General features: G+C 66.6%; 22 protein-coding genes. 11 read left to right on the top strand and 11 right to left on the bottom strand.

What is annotated here, in order from left to right; all coding sequences use genetic code 11:
* Positions 1 to 301: hypothetical protein (locus tag WFK61_RS25170; RefSeq protein WP_336814789.1), on the top strand; the 301-nt coding region annotated here is incomplete at its 5' end.
* A 419-nt stretch (positions 302 to 720) separates the two neighbouring features.
* Positions 721 to 1,071, top strand: coding sequence for an Atu4866 domain-containing protein (locus tag WFK61_RS25165; RefSeq protein ID WP_336814788.1), 351 nt, complete (start codon positions 721 to 723; stop codon positions 1,069 to 1,071).
* Between the two features lie 241 nt (positions 1,072 to 1,312).
* Here WFK61_RS25165 and WFK61_RS25160 read toward each other — a convergent pair whose 3' ends face one another.
* The gene (locus WFK61_RS25160) at positions 1,313 to 1,936 is read right to left on the bottom strand and encodes an NAD(P)-dependent oxidoreductase (RefSeq protein ID WP_336814787.1); all 624 of its coding nucleotides are present in this window, start codon (positions 1,934 to 1,936) and stop codon (positions 1,313 to 1,315) included.
* A 124-nt stretch (positions 1,937 to 2,060) separates the two neighbouring features.
* Here WFK61_RS25160 and WFK61_RS25155 point away from each other — a divergent pair, with 124 nt between their 5' ends.
* The 5 genes from WFK61_RS25155 to WFK61_RS25135 all read left to right on the top strand — a co-directional run bounded on the left by WFK61_RS25155 (position 2,061) and on the right by WFK61_RS25135 (position 6,936).
* Positions 2,061 to 2,432 carry a winged helix-turn-helix transcriptional regulator gene (locus tag WFK61_RS25155; RefSeq protein ID WP_442896376.1) on the top strand — a complete coding sequence of 124 codons (372 nt, stop codon included), beginning with the start codon at positions 2,061 to 2,063 and terminating at the stop codon, positions 2,430 to 2,432.
* A 197-nt stretch (positions 2,433 to 2,629) separates the two neighbouring features.
* The gene (rpsO, locus tag WFK61_RS25150) at positions 2,630 to 2,899 is read left to right on the top strand and encodes a 30S ribosomal protein S15 (protein WP_047579443.1); all 270 of its coding nucleotides are present in this window, start codon (positions 2,630 to 2,632) and stop codon (positions 2,897 to 2,899) included.
* A gap of 259 nt (positions 2,900 to 3,158) precedes the next feature.
* On the top strand, positions 3,159 to 5,330 hold the full coding sequence (pnp, locus tag WFK61_RS25145; protein ID WP_336814786.1) for a polyribonucleotide nucleotidyltransferase: 2,172 nt from the start codon (positions 3,159 to 3,161) through the stop codon (positions 5,328 to 5,330).
* Between the two features lie 137 nt (positions 5,331 to 5,467).
* Entirely contained in the window at positions 5,468 to 6,244 is a 777-nt protein-coding gene (locus WFK61_RS25140) for an alpha/beta fold hydrolase (protein WP_336814785.1), read from the top strand.
* A gap of 56 nt (positions 6,245 to 6,300) precedes the next feature.
* On the top strand, positions 6,301 to 6,936 hold the full coding sequence (locus WFK61_RS25135) for a pyridoxamine 5'-phosphate oxidase family protein (RefSeq protein ID WP_336814784.1): 636 nt from the start codon (positions 6,301 to 6,303) through the stop codon (positions 6,934 to 6,936).
* A 159-nt stretch (positions 6,937 to 7,095) separates the two neighbouring features.
* On the opposite strand, the gene WFK61_RS25130 is transcribed toward WFK61_RS25135, so the two are convergent.
* The 5 genes from WFK61_RS25130 to WFK61_RS25110 form a co-directional block, all read right to left on the bottom strand.
* Complete coding sequence (locus tag WFK61_RS25130) at positions 7,096 to 8,094, bottom strand: adenosine kinase (protein WP_336814783.1); 999 nt, start codon at positions 8,092 to 8,094, stop codon at positions 7,096 to 7,098.
* Positions 8,095 to 8,191: 97 nt separating this feature from the next.
* Positions 8,192 to 8,566, bottom strand: a complete 375-nt coding sequence (locus WFK61_RS25125) for a helix-turn-helix domain-containing protein (RefSeq protein WP_336814782.1) — start codon at positions 8,564 to 8,566, stop codon at positions 8,192 to 8,194.
* Positions 8,563 to 9,126: a Smr/MutS family protein gene (locus WFK61_RS25120; protein WP_336814781.1), complete on the bottom strand. Its 564-nt coding sequence runs from the start codon at positions 9,124 to 9,126 to the stop codon at positions 8,563 to 8,565. The genes WFK61_RS25125 and WFK61_RS25120 overlap by 4 nt, the downstream gene beginning before the upstream one ends.
* Position 9,127: 1 nt before the next feature.
* Positions 9,128 to 10,297, bottom strand: a complete 1,170-nt coding sequence (gene mltA, locus WFK61_RS25115) for a murein transglycosylase A (protein ID WP_336814780.1) — start codon at positions 10,295 to 10,297, stop codon at positions 9,128 to 9,130.
* Entirely contained in the window at positions 10,294 to 11,019 is a 726-nt protein-coding gene (locus WFK61_RS25110) for a Tim44/TimA family putative adaptor protein (RefSeq protein WP_336814779.1), read from the bottom strand. Before WFK61_RS25110 ends, mltA begins: the two co-directional genes overlap by 4 nt.
* A 243-nt stretch (positions 11,020 to 11,262) precedes the next feature.
* Between WFK61_RS25110 and secB the strand changes: the two genes are divergently transcribed.
* Positions 11,263 to 11,757: a protein-export chaperone SecB gene (gene secB / locus WFK61_RS25105; protein ID WP_336814778.1), complete on the top strand. Its 495-nt coding sequence runs from the start codon at positions 11,263 to 11,265 to the stop codon at positions 11,755 to 11,757.
* Between the two features lie 172 nt (positions 11,758 to 11,929).
* A complete protein-coding gene (locus tag WFK61_RS25100) occupies positions 11,930 to 12,664 on the top strand; it encodes a TerC family protein (RefSeq protein WP_336814777.1) in 735 nt (244 codons plus the stop codon).
* A 168-nt stretch (positions 12,665 to 12,832) separates the two neighbouring features.
* Here WFK61_RS25100 and dnaQ read toward each other — a convergent pair whose 3' ends face one another.
* The 5 genes from dnaQ to WFK61_RS25075 are packed head-to-tail and all read right to left on the bottom strand — an operon-like array spanning position 12,833 to position 16,483.
* Entirely contained in the window at positions 12,833 to 13,549 is a 717-nt protein-coding gene (dnaQ, locus tag WFK61_RS25095) for a DNA polymerase III subunit epsilon (protein ID WP_336814776.1), read from the bottom strand.
* Positions 13,550 to 13,553: 4 nt separating this feature from the next.
* Complete coding sequence (coaE, locus tag WFK61_RS25090) at positions 13,554 to 14,168, bottom strand: dephospho-CoA kinase (RefSeq protein WP_336814775.1); 615 nt, start codon at positions 14,166 to 14,168, stop codon at positions 13,554 to 13,556.
* Positions 14,169 to 14,183: 15 nt separating this feature from the next.
* Positions 14,184 to 15,017, bottom strand: a complete 834-nt coding sequence (locus tag WFK61_RS25085) for a shikimate dehydrogenase (protein WP_336814774.1) — start codon at positions 15,015 to 15,017, stop codon at positions 14,184 to 14,186.
* A 12-nt stretch (positions 15,018 to 15,029) separates the two neighbouring features.
* On the bottom strand, positions 15,030 to 15,656 hold the full coding sequence (locus WFK61_RS25080; RefSeq protein ID WP_336814773.1) for a Maf family protein: 627 nt from the start codon (positions 15,654 to 15,656) through the stop codon (positions 15,030 to 15,032).
* Complete coding sequence (locus WFK61_RS25075) at positions 15,653 to 16,483, bottom strand: pyruvate, water dikinase regulatory protein (RefSeq protein ID WP_336814772.1); 831 nt, start codon at positions 16,481 to 16,483, stop codon at positions 15,653 to 15,655. The genes WFK61_RS25080 and WFK61_RS25075 overlap by 4 nt, the downstream gene beginning before the upstream one ends.
* Before the next feature lie 489 nt (positions 16,484 to 16,972).
* Here WFK61_RS25075 and hemE point away from each other — a divergent pair, with 489 nt between their 5' ends.
* Both hemE and hemJ read left to right on the top strand, forming a co-directional pair.
* Positions 16,973 to 18,007 carry a uroporphyrinogen decarboxylase gene (gene hemE / locus WFK61_RS25070; RefSeq protein WP_336814771.1) on the top strand — a complete coding sequence of 345 codons (1,035 nt, stop codon included), beginning with the start codon at positions 16,973 to 16,975 and terminating at the stop codon, positions 18,005 to 18,007.
* An 11-nt stretch (positions 18,008 to 18,018) separates the two neighbouring features.
* A complete protein-coding gene (hemJ, locus tag WFK61_RS25065) occupies positions 18,019 to 18,441 on the top strand; it encodes a protoporphyrinogen oxidase HemJ (protein WP_336814770.1) in 423 nt (140 codons plus the stop codon).
* Positions 18,442 to 18,657 lie beyond the last annotated feature (216 nt).

Raw genomic sequence — 18,657 nt, 5'->3', positions numbered from 1 at the left:
CTCGGCCGGCTCGCTCTCCGGCCGGATCGAGCAGCTCAACGCGCTGGTCGCGACCTTCCGCACCGGCCGCGAGGCGGCGGGCCAGACGGCTTACGCCCAGCCGGCCGCGACGGGCCCGCGTGCGGTCAAGGCGCCGATGCGCGCCGCGCGGCCCGCACCTGCCGCCGCGACCTCCGGCGAGCCGGAGCGGCTGCGTCAGCTGGCCGAAGCGGCCTTCGTCCAGTCCCGTGCGCCCGCACCCCGCAAGGTCGCCAATGGCGGCGGCGGCCGGGCCAGCGATTCAGGATGGGAAGAGTTCTGAGGCGGCACAGCCTCCAGATCATCCTCGGACACGACATGCGCGGCGCCCCAAAAGGGCGCCGTTCGCGTTTCAGGCGACAGCCAGTCCCCTTCGACTATGCATCGAAACACGACGGTCATCCCGGGCGGCCAAAGGGAGATCCGGGATGACGCTGCGGTTGGTGATCCGCGGCAGCGTTCGTACGGCGAGCGGGAGAAAAATGTGCTCGCTGCCTCTTGTCGAGACGTTCGATCGGCCTATCTCCGTGACAGGCGCCGGAGCTTTGCTCCACCACGACGCCGCCCTCGCACATTCAATCCGTGACGTTCCTCGGCCGACTCGCTGGAGTCGATCGATGCCGCACCGCTTGCTGACAGGTCCCGACGGGGATGTCTGCGACAAGCGGTTTCAGCCGTCACCACCACAGGGAGACGAAAACCATGCAGATCAGCCAGGTTCTTCAGGCTCTCGGCCAGTTCGCCTCCGGTCTCGCGCCGGCCAGCCGTACCGTCCGCCCGCTCGAGATCGATTTCGACACCACCGATGCTCCCGGCCCCTTCGAACAGGCCGCGATCGGCCAGTGGAAGACCGAGGACGGGTCGATCCTGATCGACCTCAGGCCGGACGGCCAGTTCCACAAGGCCAAGCCCGCAGCCGGCGCCAAGCATGTCGGACGCTATGCGGTCGATCGCTCGAAGCTCTATTTCGAGGGCGAGACCGGCTGGGTCGCGCTCGGGAAACTGAAGCGCGGCACGCTGAGCATCGGCGAGAAGCGCTTTCGCAAGGCGTAATCGCCATTGCAAGTTACTCAATAAAGAAGGGCCGCGCTTCCGGAAGAAGGCGCGGCCCTTCGGCTTTTCACACCGCAGCTTGCCCTGTCCCCTCGAAACCGTAGCGTCATCCCGGGCCTGCCCCGGGATCCATCGAAGGGCGGTGGAGCTCTGCGATGGATCCCGGATCGGCGCTGCTACGCAGCTTGTCCGGGATAACCGCGAGGTTCCGGGGCAACTCGGCAAGCCCCAGAAATGAGTCTCAGTAGCCGACCGTGAAGCGGCGGCGGCCATGGGCCGGCTTTTCCAGCTCGTCGACGAGGGCGATCGCGTAATCCTCGGCGGAAATCGCGCTGTTGCCCTTGTCGTCGACCAGAAGCTGGTCGGTGCCGAGGCGAAACTTGCCGGTGCGCTCGCCCGGCTGGATCAGGGCCGAAGGCGAGAGGAACGTCCAGTCGAGGCCCTGTTCCTGCTTCAGCAGATCGAGGAAGGCGCCGCCCTTGCGGGCTTCGTCGAGATAAACAGCGGGGAATTCGGGGGTGTCGAAGAGCTTCACGCCCGGCGCGACCTCGAGGCTGCCTGCGCCGCCAACGACGAGATAGCGCGGCACGCCGGACTGCCGGACCGACGCGAGCAGGACCTGCGGGTCGCTGGCGCTGAAATGCACAGCGCTGATCACCGCATCATGACCGGCGACGAGCTTGGCCAACCCGTCCCTGTCGAAGACATCGCCCTTGACGGCGGTGACGCCGGGCAGGCTCGCGACCTTCTCGGGGTTGCGGACGATGGCGGTGACGGCATGGCCACGGGCGGCGAGTTCGGCCAGCAGGCGCGAACCGATGAATCCGCTGGCGCCGATCAATGCGACTTTCTTGGCGACTTTCATGACAGGGGTTCCTTGTTGTAGTATCCAATGGATACCTGCACTCCAATGGAACCTATCTGATCCTGCCGCTCCGCCCCGTAAAGAAGGCACTTTCACGCGACATGGTCACCTCCGGGAAACCGCCATGCTGAAACGCCCCGACCCTTTCCAGGCGCTGTGCCCGACGCGGCGTGTGCTCGACCGCATCGGCGATACATGGGCGGTGCTGATCCTGATCGCGCTCGACGACGGCACCTTGCGCTTCAACGAACTCAGGCGGCGGATCGAGAACATCTCGCAGAAGATGCTGTCGCAGACGCTGAAGAGCCTGGAACGCGACGGGCTGGTGCGGCGCGAGGTTTTCGCGACGGTGCCCGTCACCGTCGAGTATTCGCTGACCGAACTGGGGCGGACGCTGGCGCAGACGGTGAACCAGCTGACGCTCTGGGCCGAGGCGCATATCGGCGAGGTCGAGGCGGCGCAGCAGCGCTATGATCGCGGCGAGGCTTCGGCCTAGCGGCCGGTCAAGAGCCTTGCGCCGATCTGGACTCCGGAACGCTGGCGTTTCCACCGATTTCGTGTATATGCCCGGGCAACCGGCCAACCAGCCGGCGGCGCGACCCCTCCCTGATGAGGCGGCTCGCGGGCTTCGGACCTTGCTGGACGACATCCCGGCCTGGCCCGCCAGATCAACCCGAACACGAGGATATCCCGATGTCGATCACTGCCGAGCGCAAGACCGCGCTGCTCCAGGAATACGCCACCAAGCCGAACGACACCGGCTCGCCGGAAGTTCAGGTCGCGATCCTGACCGAGCGCATCACCAACCTGACCGGCCACTTCAAGTCGCATGCGAAGGACAACCATTCGCGCCGCGGCCTGCTCAAGCTGGTTTCCCAGCGCCGTTCCCTGCTCGACTACCTCAAGGGCAAGGACCAGGCTCGCTACAAGACGCTGATCGAACGGCTCGGCATCCGCCGCTGATCGAAAGCTGACGGTTTCCGCCCGGTGCGACCTGCTCCGGGCGGCTCCTTTTCGGGCAAGGGCGCCATGGGGTGCCTGCCTGACTATCGCGGCAGCCGCATGGGGCGGCCTTTCCGCGTGACCCGCCGGGCGCCCAAGACGTCCATGGCAGGATCGCCGAGCGCTCGGGCGCATTCCCTCTCAAACCCGAGTGTTCCGCCGTCTTGCCCATGGGCCTGAAGGCACCGGACGGGTCGAACCCGACCGAAAGACGAAACACATGTTCGACATCCAAACCGAAGAACTGATCTGGGGCGGCCGCAAGCTCGTCCTCGAGACCGGCAAGGTCGCCCGCCAGGCCGACGGCGCCGTGATGGCCACCTATGGCGAGACCGTCGTGCTCGCGACCGTCGTCTCCGCGAAGGAGCCGAAGCCGGGCTTCGACTTCTTCCCGCTGACCGTGAACTACCAGGAAAAGACCTTCGCGGCCGGCCGCATTCCCGGCGGCTATTTCAAGCGCGAAGGCCGCCCGAGCGAGAAGGAGACCCTGGTCTCCCGCCTGATCGACCGCCCGATCCGCCCGCTCTTCGTCGAAGGCTACAAGAACGACACCCAGGTCGTCGTCACCGTTCTCCAGCATGACCTCGAGAACGATCCCGACATCCTCGCGATGGTCGCGACCTCGGCCGCCCTGACGCTTTCCGGCGTGCCCTTCATGGGCCCGATCGGCGGCGCCCGCGTCGGCTATATCGACGGCGCCTACAAGCTGAACCCGACGATCGAAGAGGCCAAGGAATCGGTCCTCGACCTCGTCGTCGCCGGCACCCAGGACGCCGTTCTGATGGTCGAGTCGGAAGCCAAGGAGCTTCCCGAGGACGTGATGCTCGGCGCCGTGATGTTCGGCCACAAGCATTTCCAGCCGGTGATCGACGCCATCATCCGCCTGGCCGAGAAGGCCGCCAAGGAGCCGCGCGACTACACCCCGGCCGACAACTCGGTCGTTCTGGATGCGGTCCTCAAGCTCGTCGACGCCGACCTGCGCGCCGCCTACAAGATCACCACCAAGGCCGAGCGCTACAAGGCGCTGGACGCCGCCAAGGCCAAGGTCGCCTCGCTGATCTCGGCCGAGCCCGACGGCAAGACCACCTTCACCAAGGAGCAGGTTGGTGGCCAGTTCAAGGAGGCCCAGGCCAAGGTCGTGCGCTGGACCATCCTCGACGACGGCACCCGCATCGACGGCCGCGATCTCAAGACGGTCCGCAAGATCGTCGCCGAGGCCGGCATGCTGCCGCGCACCCACGGCTCGGCCCTGTTCACCCGCGGCGAGACCCAGGCGCTGGTCGTGACCACGCTCGGCACCGGCGATGACGAGCAGTTCATCGACTCGCTGGAAGGCACCTACAAGGAAACCTTCCTGCTGCACTACAACTTCCCGCCCTACTCCGTCGGCGAGACCGGCCGCATGGGTTCGCCCGGCCGTCGTGAGATCGGCCATGGCAAGCTCGCCTGGCGCGCTATCCGTCCGATGCTGCCGGCCAAGTCGGAGTTCCCCTACACGATCCGCGTCGTCTCGGAGATCACCGAGTCGAACGGCTCCTCCTCGATGGCCACCGTCTGCGGCACCTCGCTGGCGCTGATGGATGCGGGCGTTCCGCTGAAGTCGCCGGTCGCGGGCATCGCGATGGGCCTCATCCTCGAAGGCAAGCGCTTCGCCGTGCTCTCCGACATCCTCGGTGACGAGGATCATCTCGGCGACATGGACTTCAAGGTGGCCGGTACCGCCGCGGGCATCACCTCGCTGCAGATGGACATCAAGATCGCCGGCATCACCGAGGAGATCATGAAGGTCGCCCTCGACCAGGCCAAGGGCGGTCGCGAGCACATCCTCGGCGAGATGAACAAGGCGCTCTCCGCCTCGCGCAGCCAGCTCGGCGAGTTCGCGCCGCGCATCGAGACGATGAAGATCCCGGTCGACAAGATCCGTGAAGTCATCGGCTCCGGCGGCAAGGTCATCCGCGAGATCGTCGAGAAGACCGGCGCCAAGGTCAACATCGAGGACGACGGCACCATCAAGATCGCCTCGGCCGACGGCAAGTCGATCGAAGCCGCGATCAAGTGGATCAAGTCGATCGTCTCGGAAGCCGAAGTCGGCGTGATCTATGACGGCACCGTCGTCAAGATCATGGAGTTCGGCGCCTTCGTGAACTTCTTCGGCGCCAAGGACGGCCTCGTCCACATCTCCGAGCTCGCTCCGCAGCGGGTCCAGAAGGTGCAGGACGTCGTCAAGGAAGGCGACAAGGTCAAGGTTAAGTTCCTCGGCCAGGACGAGCGCGGCAAGATCCGCCTCTCGATGAAGGTCGTCGACCAGGCCACCGGCGAGGACCTGACCGAGAAGCTCAAGGCCCAGCGCGAGGCCGACAAGGCCCGCGAGAAGCAGGGCGCGGCCGAGTAATCACGGCCCGCCAGCTTTCGTAAGACAGAACGCCCCGCATCGATGATGCGGGGCGTTTTTCGTTTCAGGCAGGAGATCTCCCGCCATGTCCGGGCAATAGCTTTGCTAGTCTTGCGTGAAAGCCGGGGTGCCTATCGATGAAATCCTTCGCCGTTCCCGCCGCTGGCGGATCCCTGCGCTACCACGATCTCGCCGGTGACGGCGCGGCTCTGGTGATGATTCACGGACTCGGCTGTGCTTCGTCCTGCGATTATCCGACCGTTGCGGCCGATCCGGCCCTGCGCGGCCGGCGCATGTTGCTGGTCGACCTGCTGGGCTCCGGTTTCAGCGACCGGCCGGAGGCGTTCGGTTACACGATCGACGACCATGCCCGCAGCATCGTCGCGCTGATCGATGCGCTGGAGCTGCCCCGGGCCGATGTCTTCGGGCACAGCATGGGCGGCACTGTTGCGATTGCCGCTGCCGCGATGCTGGGGCCGCGCCTCGGCAGGCTCATCGTCGGCGAACCCAATCTCGATCCGGGCGGGGGCCAGTTCAGCCGGGGGATCGCGGCGATCCCGGAAGCGGAATATTGCGCCGGCGGACAGGATGCGATCGTCCGCGCGGCTGCGGCGGAAGGCAACGATATCTGGGCGGCTTCGCTCGCCCGCAGCGCCGCCTATGCCGTGCAGCGGACCGCTCGCTCGCTCGTCGACGGCAGCGACCCGACGTGGCGGAGCATCCTGACGTCGCTCCGCGTACCGCGCACGCTGATCATCGGAGAGCTGTCGCTGCCCTATGGCGATGCGGCCGGGTTGCCGGAGGCGGGAGTCGAGATCGCCATCGTGCCACGTGCCGGGCATTCGATCCCCTGGGACAATCCCACCGGCCTCGCTGCAGCCATCGCGGCTGGCCTGGCTTCGGCGGCGCCGTAAGGTGATGACGCGCCGCACACAATAGTCTAGACATATGCCGATCCAGGGAGACCGGCATGTCCGACCACCGCATCACCTCGCTCGACGACCTCGCCCGCGCCTATCCCAATCCGATCGCGCCGGCCTCGACCTTCAAGGAGATCGATCATGTCGACGCGAACTATGGGGCGCTGATCGCGGCCTCGCCATTTTTCGTGCTCGCGACGGTCGGTCCGGAGGGGCTGGATTGTTCGCCGCGTGGGGATTTGCCGGGCTTTGTCACGGTCCGGGACGCGAAAACGCTCCTGATTCCCGATCGAAAAGGTAATAACCGTTTGGATTCTCTGAAGAATATCCTGTTCGACGATCGAATCGGAATGCTCTTCCTGATCCCCGGTTGCGGCGAGACGCTGCGCGTGAACGGACGTGCGGCGATTTCCTGCGACCCAGAGTTGTTGTCGCAGTTCGAGATGGCCGGGAAGCTACCGGCGAGCGTGATGGTCGTTCATGTCGAGGCCGTCTACTTCCAGTGCTCGCGCGCGGTGGTGCGGGCAGAGCTCTGGAACCCGGAGCGTCAGGTCGATCGGCGCAGCCTGCCCTCGCCCGGCACGATGCTGCGCGACATCACGGCACGGAATGCGGAGGTCGCGACCTTCGACGGCAAGGCCTATGACGAGGCGCTGCCTGGCCGGGTCAAGGCGACGTTGTATTGAGGCAGGGTTTTCCTTCCCCTTGGGGAGAAGGCGGCACGGCGAAGCCGTGACGGATGAGGGAGGAGCCTCACCCGAAAACAAGAAAGGGCCGCTTGCGCGACCCTTCCCTCATCCGTCTGCTTCGCAGACACCTTCTCCCCCGAGGGGAGAAGGAAAAACTCAAAGCAGCCCTTCGTTCCCCGCCAGCGTCTTCAGGCTGACATCCGGGCGGGCACCGACATGCGAGATGATCTCGGCCGCGGCGAGCGCGCCGAGGCGCAGGCAGTCGCGGGTCTCGCGGTTCGAGGTCAGGCCGTAGAGGAAGCCGGCGGCGAAGAGGTCGCCGGCGCCGGTCGCATCGACGACGCGCTGGACCGGGAAGACCGGCTCCTCGACGATGCCATCCGGCGTCACCGCCAGAGCGCCCTTCTCGGAGCGGGTGACGACGGCGAGGACGTTCTCCGAGCGCAGCCAGGACAGGACCGTGTCGAAATCCGAGGTCTCGTAGAGGCTCTTGAGCTCGTGCTCGTTGGCGAAGACGAGATCGACCATGCGGTTGCGGATCAGGCCGACGAACTCGTCGCGATAGCGGTCGACGCAGAAGGAATCGGACAGGGTGATGGCGACGCGGCCACCGGCCTTGTGCGCGATCTCGGAGGCCTTGCGGAAGGCTTCCTTGGCCGCCGGCGGGTCCCAGAGATAGCCTTCGAGATAGACGATATCGGCGGCCTCGACGGCCTTGGCGTCGACATCGGCGACCGAGAGGCCCTGGCAGGCGCCGAGATAGGTGTTCATCGTGCGCTCGCCATCGGGCGTGACGATGATGAAGGAGCGCGCCGTCGCCGGGCCGTCCGTCGCATCGGCCGTGCCGAAGGCGACGCCGAGCGAGGTCAGGTCATGGCGATAGAGCTTGCCGAGCTCGTCGCCGCGGACCTTGCCGATGAAGGCACCCTTGCCGCCGAAGGAGGCGAGGCCCGCAATGGTGTTGGCGGCCGAGCCGCCGGAGATGATCCGGGCCGGGCCCATGGCGGCATAGAGCGACTCGGCGCGGGCCTCGTCGATCAGCATCATCGCGCCCTTGGTCAGCTTCTGGGCGATGAGGAAATCCTCCTCGGCCGAGGCCAGCACGTCGACGATGGCGTTACCGAGGGCGAGGACGTCCGTGCGGGTCTGGGTCATGGCTCTGCTTGCTCTGTCCGGATGGCGCGGCCCGTCGGCCGATGGGGAAGATGGTGGCCCTGTCGCATCCGTATGATGCCGGGTCAAGCGGCGCGAATCAGGCGGGATCGCGGCCGGCGGCGGCCTCGTCGAGCACGGCAGCGAGCCGGCGCAGATCCTCACCCTCCAGCAGGTCGATCTCGCGCGCCAGCCGGTTGGCCAGCAGCGTCGCTTCCGGATCGAGCCCGGCGGTATCGATGACCACGCGCGGATGCGAGAGATCGGCGAGGCGGACGAGTTCGTCAGCTTCGTCCCAGATCACGCCGAGCAGATGGATCGCCCCCTGGATCAGGGTGAAGGTCGGGCGGCCACGCTTGCCGTGCTCCAGCGCCGAGAGATAGGCCGGCGAGACGCCGAGGCCATCCGCCATCTGCGCCAGGGTCATGCCGCGTGCCTCCCGCAGGGCCCGGACACGCTGGCCGAAGGGCGTCACGGCCCGTGCTCCCTGAGGCGACGCAGGCGGACATAGAGCGCGCCGGAGCCGCCATGGCGCTGCTCGGCCTCCTCGAAGCCGAGGACCAGCGCGCGCAACTCGGGCAGACGCAGCCAATGCGGCACGATCCGGCGCAACACGCCGCGCTCGTCGCCGAACAAAGCCGGCGCGAGCGCGCCCTTGCCGGTCACCACCAGAGCGATGCGACAGCCGCGGCGCTGCTCGCGGCGCAGGAAGGCATGGAGCGCCAGATGAGCCTCGTCCTGCCGCATGCCGTGCAGGTCGATCGAGGCATCGACGCTCTGCTGGCCCCGGCGCAACTGCGTGCGCAGCCGCCGCTCGATCGGCGCCAGCGGCGGGGCTGAAGGTGGGGCTGCCTTGACCGGCGCAGCAGCCGCGACGGCGCGCGGCGCAGTCTCCACCGGAGCGGGAGCCGCGGGTTCCGGAACCGGTTCCGGCTCGACCGGCGCCCGGCCGGGCAGCGGTTTGACCGAGCGCGCGACCTGGCGCCAGAGCGCGATATCGGCCTCCGTCAGGGTCTTTCCGCGGCGGGACCGCATCTCAGCGCGGCCAGAGCACGGTGAAGGCGACGGGATGGCGGATCAATCCGGCGCGATGGCCGGCCGCAGCGCCCGAGCCGACGAAGAGATCCATGCGGGCTGGGCCGAGAATGGCGGAGCCGGTATCCTGCGCAATCATCAGGCGCGCGAGATGTTCGTCGCCGCCAACGCCGTCGGGAAGCGTGGTGTCGATCCAGACCGGCACGCCATAGGGCCAGGCCGTACGATCGACGGCGACGCTGCGCATCGGCGTCAATGGCAGGCCAGCGCCGCCGATCGGGCCGCTCTCGGCCGGCAGGTCGTCGCGGCGGGCGAAGAAGACGAAGGACTTGTTCAGGCGGATCAGATCGCGGGCGAAGCCGGCATCGGCCTTCAGCCGGGCGATCAGCCGGTCCATCGTCATCTGCTCGGGCGGGATGTTCTCGCGCTGGCTGAGCACGCGGCCGAGCGAGGTATAGGGATGGCCGTTGCGGCCGGAATAGGTCAGGCGCGTCACCGAACCATCCGGCAGGCGGACACGGCCGGAGCCCTGCACCTGCAGCACGAAACGGTCGACGGGATCGCGCAGCCAGAGGATTTCGAGCCCCTGGCCATCGAGGGCGCCGGTCTCGATCGCGGTGCGGTCCGGGAAGGGCTCGAAGCCCTTGGCGGTCCGGCGCGCGGCCGAAAGCGCCTTGTCGAGGCCCGGCCAGTCATCGTCGGAGAAGCGCGTCGCCAGATCCTTCGGCCGGTCGTAGAGCGGCGTCGGGAAGGCGTCGGAACGGGTCAGCGAGCCCTCGAACTCGGGCTCGAAATAGCCGGTGGTGAAGCCGGTTTCGCCCGTTTCCGGCCGGATGCGCCAGAAGGAGAAATTCTGTTCGAAGAAGGTTCTCGCCTGCTCGCGTCCGACCGGGCCCGCCGCAGCGAGCGCCTTGGCCTTGTCGCAGACGGCGGTGAGCCGCTGCGGCAACGGCACGCCCTGGCGCAGGGGTGGATCGGCCATGCAGCCCCGCACGAAGATGGCGAAGGCCCTGGAATGGTCTTCCTGCGCCCAGCCGGGAATGGCGGCGGGCGACAAGGCCTCGGCACGGGCTCCTTGAGGCAGCGGGGGCGGCGAGGCCATGGCGGTCACGGATGCAAGGCCCAGGGCTGCGGAGAGCGCCAGTGCGACACCGGCGCCGCCGCGCTTCACGCGGCGGATTCGGTGGCGACGAGCAGCCAGTTGGGATCGCGGCTGCCGAGCTGGCGCGAGAAGGTCCAGATGTCGTTGACCTCCGAGACCTGCTCGGCACTGCCATCGACGACCGCGCCCTGCGCGTCGCGCGTGACGCTGATGAGCTGCGAGACGAAGGCGATCGTGACCTGCGCGGTCTTGCCCTTGACCTCGACGGCGGCAAGATCGGCCTTGTCGATCGAGACGAAGTTCGACTCGGCCTTCTCGCCGCGCTTCTCGCGCTCGGTGATGGCCTGCTCGAAGCCGTCATAGACATCCTTCGCGAGAAGGCCCTTCAGCATCTTGCGGTCGCCGCGGGCAAAGGCGGTGACGATCGCCTCGTAGGCAGCCTTGGCGCCGCCGACGAATTCATGCGGATCGAAGCCCGGCTCCTGGCGGATCACCGCCTCGATGCCGGCGCTGACCGGAGAATCCGGCGCGGCCAGATCCTTCCAGCGCTCGGCCGCCGCCGGCTGGGGCGCGCTCGCGTCGTTCGCGGCGCCGGGCAGGCGGATGACATTGTCGCTCTTGTCCTGGCCCTGCGCCTGATCCGGCCGCATCGGCGGCGTCTCGCGGCGGGCGAAGGGATCCTTGGGTTGCTCGTGTCCGGTCTTCTGGCCAAGCACGGAGCGCAGCTTCCAGGCCACGAACACGGCCAGGGCCAGGAAGATCAGAGTCTGCATGTCGAAGGAATTCTGCATCGAAAGCTGACCCGCGGCTCCCCGTTGTTGCCTGCCCTGTCGCCTGCTGGCGCCGGGCACTCACCGTCATATGGTGAGACTGGCTCGTAACATCCACCCCCCGGCTTGTGAAGGCGACTTCTTGTGCCGGGGAGGCGTCCATGATAGCCGACGCGCGCGCCGCTCCATAGCATGGAGCGCCTCCCGAGAGCCGGCACAGGCGCGGGATTTCCCGAGACAGCCTGCCAGAACAAGATGGGACCGATGGCCAACGAACTTCCCAACGGCAATGGCGCCGGCGCCGAAGCGGCTCCGAGCTTGAACGCCCTGATCCAGTACACCAAGGATTTCTCCTTCGAGAACCCGAAGGCGCCGCGCTCGCTCGCCCAGCAGGATGCCCAGCAGGGCCCGCAGATGTCGCTGCAGGTCAATGTCGGCTCGACCGCCCTCGGCGACAACGACTACGAGACCGTGCTGCGCCTCGAAGGCAAGGCCGAGCTCAAGGGCGAGACGCTCTTCGCCTTCGACCTGAGCTATGCTGGCGTGTTCCGCCTGCAGAACATCCCGCAGGAGCATGTTCACCCCGTGCTGGTGATCGACTGCGCCCGCCTGCTCTTCCCCTTCGCCCGGCAGATCATCGCCGAGGCCGTGCAGAACGGCGGCTTCCCGCCCTTCTACGTGCCGCCGATCGACTTCGCTCAGCTCTTCCAGCAGCGCATGCAGGAGCTCGAGGGCCAGCAGGGCGCGGCGACCAACTGATCGCTCGCCGGCATCGGCAAAGAACGACGGAAGGGCCCCTCGCGGGGCCCTTTTTCGTTTATTGCGGATAATTGTTGCCCTTGCGGAGCGAGGCACCCCTCTCCATGTGCCCGAAGCAACGGCGGACGCCCCGGCAGGGACGCCCGCCCTTTTCGTATCCGATGGAGAACCGATGGACCACCTTATGACGCTTGCCGCCGACCCCACCGTCTGGGCCGCGCTCGGGGCACTGATCGCCATGGAGGTCGTGCTCGGCATCGACAACCTGATCTTCATCTCGATCCTGACCAACAAGCTGCCCGAGCATCAGCGCTCGAAGGGCCGCCGGATCGGCATCGGCCTGGCCCTCATCCTGCGCCTTGCCCTGCTTGGCACCGTCGCCATCATCGTCAAGCTGACCGCCCCGATCTTCACGGTCTTCGGGCAGGCCTTCTCCTGGCGCGACCTCATCCTGATCGCCGGCGGCCTCTTCCTGGTCTGGAAGGCGACGAAGGAGATCCATCACAAGGTCGATCCCGATCCGGAATCGGTCCTGGCCGAGGGCGGCAAGCGCGCGGTGACGCTGAGCTTCGGCGCCGCGATCTTCCAGATCCTGCTGCTCGACCTGGTGTTCTCGATCGACTCGATCATCACCGCCGTCGGCATGACCGAGCATATCCCGGTCATGGTCATCGCGGTGCTCGTCGCGGTGCTGACGATGCTGCTCGCCGCCGATCCGCTGGCGCGCTTCATCGACAAGAATCCGACCGTCGTGATGCTGGCGCTGGGCTTCCTGCTGATGATCGGCGGCACGCTGATCGCCGAGGGCTTCGGCGTGCATGTGCCGAAGGGCTATATCTACGCCGCGATGGCCTTCTCGGCCCTGATCGAGGCGCTCAACATGGTGTCGCGCCGCCGGGCGCGATAAGCTTCGGGCTCACTCGCCCCTTGTCATTCCGGGGCGCGCCGCAGGCGCGAACCCGGAACCCACGACTGGGCGGGGTGCTAGCGGTCAAGCGCCGGAAAGGGCTCACCCGGTCGTGGGTTCCGGGTTCTTCGCTCCGCGAAGCCCCGGAATGACAAACCAACCGACGAGCTACTGCGCCGCGTCGTCCGTGATGCCGAGATAGCCCTTCCAGAGCGGCGCCTTGAGCGAGCCGAGAATGAAGGCCTCGTGCGCCTTGAGCGCCTCCTCGCTGAGGCGCGGCGCCAACTGACGCTGACGCTGCGGCTTCTCGACCGCAGCCATGGCGACGCCGGGGCGGCCGGCCGCCGCCTCGACGCCGAGGCCGAGCGAGGCCTGCTTGCCGCCGATCAGCTCGATATAGACCTCGGCCAGGATCTCGGAGTCGAGCAGCGCGCCGTGCTTCGTGCGGCGGCTGTTGTCGATACCGTAGCGCGAGCAGAGCGCGTCGAGGCTGTTCGAGGCGCCGGGATGCTTGCGGCGCGCCATCGACAGGGTGTCGACCACGAAGGCCTGCTCGATCGGCGGCAGGCCGAGACGCTTGAACTCCATGTTGATGAAGCCGACGTCGAAGGCAGCGTTATGGATCACCAGCTTGGCGCCGGCGATGAACTCCGCGAATTCCTGGGCGATGGCCGCGAAAAGCGGCTTGTCCGAGAGGAACTCTTCCGAGAGGCCGTGGACGTTAAACGCCTCGATCGGCATCGAGCGCTCGGGGTTGATATAGACGTGGAAGGTCCGGCCGCTCGGACAATGGTTGAGCAGCTCGACGCAGCCGATCTCGACGATGCGGTCGCCGTTATTGGCTTCGACGCCGGTGGTTTCGGTATCGAGAACGATCTCGCGCATTGCTTCAGGACCTTGTTTGCGCACCGCGCCCGGGACGGCCGGCGAGCGCCATCAGGATAGAGCCGACCTGCCGCTCGGCGGCCACGAGACCGCGCGAGGTGTCCACAAGGAAATGGGCATGGCGGCGCTTCTGCGCATCCGGCATCTGGCGCGACAGGATGGCGTCGAGCTTTTCTGCGGTCATGCCGGGGCGGGCGAGAACACGCTGGCGCTGGACATCGGCCGGCGCGGTCACGACGAGGACGGCATCGCAACGCGCCTCGCCACCGGTCTCCAGCAGGAGCGGCACGTCGATGATAGCAAGCCCCGCCCCCTCGCGGCGGCAGCGGGCGAGAAAGGCCTCTTCCTCCTCGCGCACCAGCGGATGAATGATCGCTTCGAGCTGGCGCAGCGCCTCGGGCTTGCCGAGCACGGCCGCCCCCAGTTTCGCGCGATCGACCACGCCGTCGATCACCGTGCCCGGAAAGGCGGCCTCGATCGGCGCAGCAGCCCGGCCGCGATGCAGGCGATGCACGGCCGCATCGGCATCGTGCAAGGGCACGCCGCGCTGCACGAAGAGCTGCGCGGTGGTCGATTTTCCCATTCCGATCGAGCCTGTAAGGCCCAGCACGAAGGTCATGACGGCTCCGGCGAATCAGGCCTTCAGGATATCGGTTTCGATGAGGGCGCGAAGCGCCGGCGTTACTTGTGGCGTCACGCCGAACCAGCGGGCGAAGCCGGGCACGGCCTGATGCAGCAACATGCCGAGCCCGTCGACGGCTAAGCCGCCACGCCGCTCCGCCTCGGCCAGCAGCGCTGTCTTCAAGGGAACATAGACGATGTCGTCGACGATCGTTCCGGGCCGCAGGGCCGCAAGATCGATCTCCAATGGCGGCTTGCCCTGCATGCCGAGCGCGGTCGTGTTCACGATGAGATCGGCCTCCCCGACGAGGCTGTCGCGCTTGCCCCAATCGCCGGCGACAAGCGGATGGCCCAGCGCGGCGACCAGTTCGGCGGCCCGCTCGGGACTGCGATTGACGACGAGGATGCGCGCGACGCCACGCGCCTTCAGGCCATAGCAGATGCCGCGTGCCGCACCGCCGGCGCCCAGAACGAGAGCCGTGCCGACGCGATCCTGCCAGCCCGGCACCGTCGCATCGAGATGAGCGAGGAAACCCGGCACGTCGCTATTGTCGGCAATGATCCGGTCGCCTTCGCGCCAGAGCGTATTGACGGCGCCGACCGCGCGGCCGGCAGCGCTGACCTCATCGACCAATCCCATCACCGCTTCCTTGTGGGGAACGGTGACATTGCCGCCAGCGAATTCGCCATCGCGCAGACGGGAGACGAAAGCGGGTAGATCGGCCGGGGCGACATCGATCCGCTCATAGGAGCCGGCAAGCCGATGCTCGCGCAGCCATTCGCCATGGATCAGCGGCGAGCGCGAATGCGCGATGGGATGTCCGATGACGAAGCAGCGAGGCGCCATGAGTGAAGTCCGTTAGCGGGCGAGGCAATCGAGATCGCGCAGCGCCGTGAGCACCGCCAGCAACGGCAGGCCAAGAATGGTGAAATGGTCGCCCTCGATCCTGTCGAAGAGCTGCGCGCCCGGTCCTTCGACCTGATAGCCGCCGACACTGGACAGGGCAGCCGAACCGACGACAGCCAGATAGCGCGCGATAAAATCGGGCTGGAGCGGACGCATCGTGAGCCGCGCCGCCTCGAGCTCTTCGACGAGCGGCGCGCCATCGCGTGCGATGACGAAGGCGGAGTGGAGTTCGTGCGTCCGCCCGGCGAGAGCGGCGATCTGCCGTTCTGCCGCCGCCATGTCAGCGGGTTTGTGGAAGGCTGCGCCATCGCAGGTCAGCGTCTGGTCGGCAGCGAGGACGAGGCGGCCGGGACGATCACGCGAGACGGCCAGCGCCTTGGCACAGGCCAGCGCCGCCGCGACCTGGTCCGCCGGCACGCCGCGGTCGACCAAGGGCTTCTCGACGGCGCGTTCGTCAATATCAGGCTTCACCACCTCGACCGGAATGCCGGCAGCCAGAAGCATGTCGCGCCGGGTCGCGCTGCCGGAAGCAAGGATCAGGGGCTCGGCGGCGAGCCAGAGGCCGGATGACGCGTTCATGTCGCGATGAACTTCATGCGGTGGTCGCGAAGCAGATCGAGGATCGAGGCGGCCGTCTCCTCTATCGAGCGGCGCGTCACATCGATCACCGGCCAGCCCTTGCGGGCGCAGAGGCGGCGCGACTGCGTGACCTCGTCGGCCACTGCAGTCGGATCGACATAGGCGGTGTCGTCGTCGGCGCGCAACGACAAGAGGCGGTTCTGGCGGATCTGAACGATGCGATCGGCACTCGCGATCAACCCGACGATCAACGGCTTCTTGGCCTTCTCCAGTTCGGGCGGCAGCGGGATGTTCGGGACCAGCGGGATGTTGGCGGTCTTGATGCCGCGATTGGCGAGATAGATGCTCGTCGGCGTTTTCGAGGTCCGGCTGATGCCGACCAGGATGACATCGGCATTGTCGAGATCGCCGCCCATCTGCCCGTCATCATGCAAGAGCGTGTAGTTCATCGCGTCGATGCGGCGGAAATATTCGGTGTTGAGCACATGCTGCGCGCCGGGCTTCGTCGCCTGGGCCTGGCCGAGATAGGACTGGAACAGCGAGAGCACGGGCTGCAGCACGGAGAGGCAAGGGCAGCCAAGCTCGCGGCAGAAATTCTCCAGCTTCTCCTGCCATTCCGGTTCGACCAGCGTGTAGAGCACGACGCCGGGCGAGGCCTCGATCTCGGCAAGGACGCGGGCGAGCTGTGCCTCCGAGCGGACCAGCGGGTAGACATGCTCGATCGCCGAGACGCTTTCATATTGCGCGGCCGCGGCCCGGCTGACGGCGATCAGCGTTTCGCCGGTCGCATCCGAGACCAGATGCAGATGGAAATAATTGCGGACCACGGCATCCCCCGGCCTGAAGCGTTCTCTTCCTCTAGCGCGCTTTGGTCGCGACCGGAATCGCTCCGAGACGAATTGATACCGGCTCGGCTTTTCCGTTCCCGCGAGGCCGGAACACCCGACAGCTCGGAGCCGACGGGCTATCCCCGGCCTTGGGGAGCAGTGTGGACAAGTGGACAGAAAACGAGGGCCGACCGGTGGCTCTGTATAACCCGGCGGAACCATCAACAGCCGCCGGGCTGTGAATGGTAAAGAAAGTGTTTCACGTGAATCATTTTGGAAGCCGGCGCGGCGAGCGCCGATTCCAATTCGTTAATAAAGCCTTAACGGGTGGTCGAGGCTCCCACTGGCCCGCGACTCGCTGTCCCAGTGGCTGTGGATCGGTTGTGGACGAAATTGCGGCGGGCTATCTCCCTGCCTCCAAGAGTCAAAACAAAAGATTCTCTCTAGGAATCTTATTTGAGAGATAGCGGGATGGATGGCCCGGCAGGCATGACGAAATCCGAGACTCCTGCCCTGATCCGTGTGCTAGGCGGCGAAACCCTGCCGACCCCTCCGATCTGGCTGATGCGTCAGGCCGGTCGCTATCTGCCGGAATATCGCGAGCTCCGGGCCAAGGCCGGCAGCTTCCTGGCGCTCTGCTACAATCCCGAATGGGCCGCCGAGGTGACGCTCCAGCCGATCCGGCGCTTCGGCTTCGATGCCGCGATCCTGTTCTCGGATATCCTGGTCGCGCCCCAGGCACTCGGCCAGAAGCTCTGGTTCGCCGAAGGCGAAGGCCCGCGGTTGGAGCCGGTCGCCGACGCAGCGCGTCTGGCCGAGATCGATCGCGAGGCCGATCAGAGCCGGCTCGATCCGATCCTGGAGACGGTGCGGCGGGTGCGTGCGGCTTTGCCCTCCGGAACCGGCTTCATTGGCTTCTGCGGCGCGCCCTGGACGGTTGCGACCTATATGGTCGCCGGCCGCGGCACGCCGGATCAGGGACCGGCGAAGGAGCTGTTCGGCCGCGACCCCATGTTGTTCCAGGCCATCATCGACCGACTTGTCACGTCGTCGGTCGCTTACCTGAATGCGCAGATCGCGGCCGGCGTCGACGCCGTCCAGATTTTCGACAGCTGGGCGGGATCGCTCGGGCCGGAGGATTTCAGGCGCTGGTGCATCGAACCGACGCGCCGGATCGTCGAGGGCGTGCGCTCGTCACATCCGCAAGCGCGGATCATCGGCTTCCCGCGCGGGGCCGGGCGCCTGATCCCTGAATACATCGCAGGGACGGGTGTCGATGCCGTCGGTCTCGAAACCGATATCGACCGGAGCTTCGCCCGCGATGCCATTCAGTCGCAGGTCCCGGTGCAGGGTCATCTCGACCCGCTGGTGCTGCGCGCCGGCGGCGACGAACTGGAGCAGGAGGTCGATGCCATCCTGACAGCCTTCGGAGACCGGCCCTTCATCTTCAATCTCGGCCACGGCATCATGCCGGATACGCGGATCGCGCATGTCGAGCGCTTGCTGAAACGGGTACGGGGCTGAGGGCTCAGGCGATGTACGAGTGGATCAAGGCTTTCCATGTCATGGCTGTCATCTCCTGGATGGCCGGCATGCTCTATCTGCCCCGCCTGATGGTCTATCATGCGGAGGCGCAGACGGGCTCGATCCAGTCCGAGACCTTCAAGATCATGGAGCGCCGGCTGCTCAAGGGCATCATCAACCCGGCGATGATCGTGACCTGGGTGCTGGGCCTCTACCTCGCCTGGTACGCTTTCGGCTTCAAGGGCGGCTGGCTGCACGGCAAGCTGCTGCTCGTGTTCCTCTTGTCCGGCATCCATGGCGTGCTGGTGAAGCATGTGCGCAATTTCGCCAATGACCGGAACGTCAAGACGCCGCGCTATTTCCGCGTCCTCAACGAGGTTCCGGCGGTGCTGATGGTCGGCATCGTCATTCTCGTCATCGTGAAGCCGTTCTGAGGCGCGTCGCGCTTTCCGCTTGAGCCCGGACCCGATTCCCGCTATCAGGGCGGTACGCTTCTCCAGCGTCCTCCCTTGTTGTCGACTGTTCGTGAGCCGCCTGCCCTTGCAGCAGCTCATGTCGCGCAACCCCAGCGCAGGTCCGGCCAGGACCGACTAAGTCGATCAATCCAGTACCGTCCTCTCCCCTGCTTGTCGGCAGGGTGTTCACGATCC

Source organism: Allobosea sp. MMO-172 (genome assembly GCF_037147855.1).
In the GTDB taxonomy this organism is placed as follows: domain Bacteria; phylum Pseudomonadota; class Alphaproteobacteria; order Rhizobiales; family Beijerinckiaceae; genus Allobosea.
The sequence above is the reverse complement of the archived record's forward strand: the minus strand, read 5'-3'. Positions and strand labels throughout refer to the sequence as shown.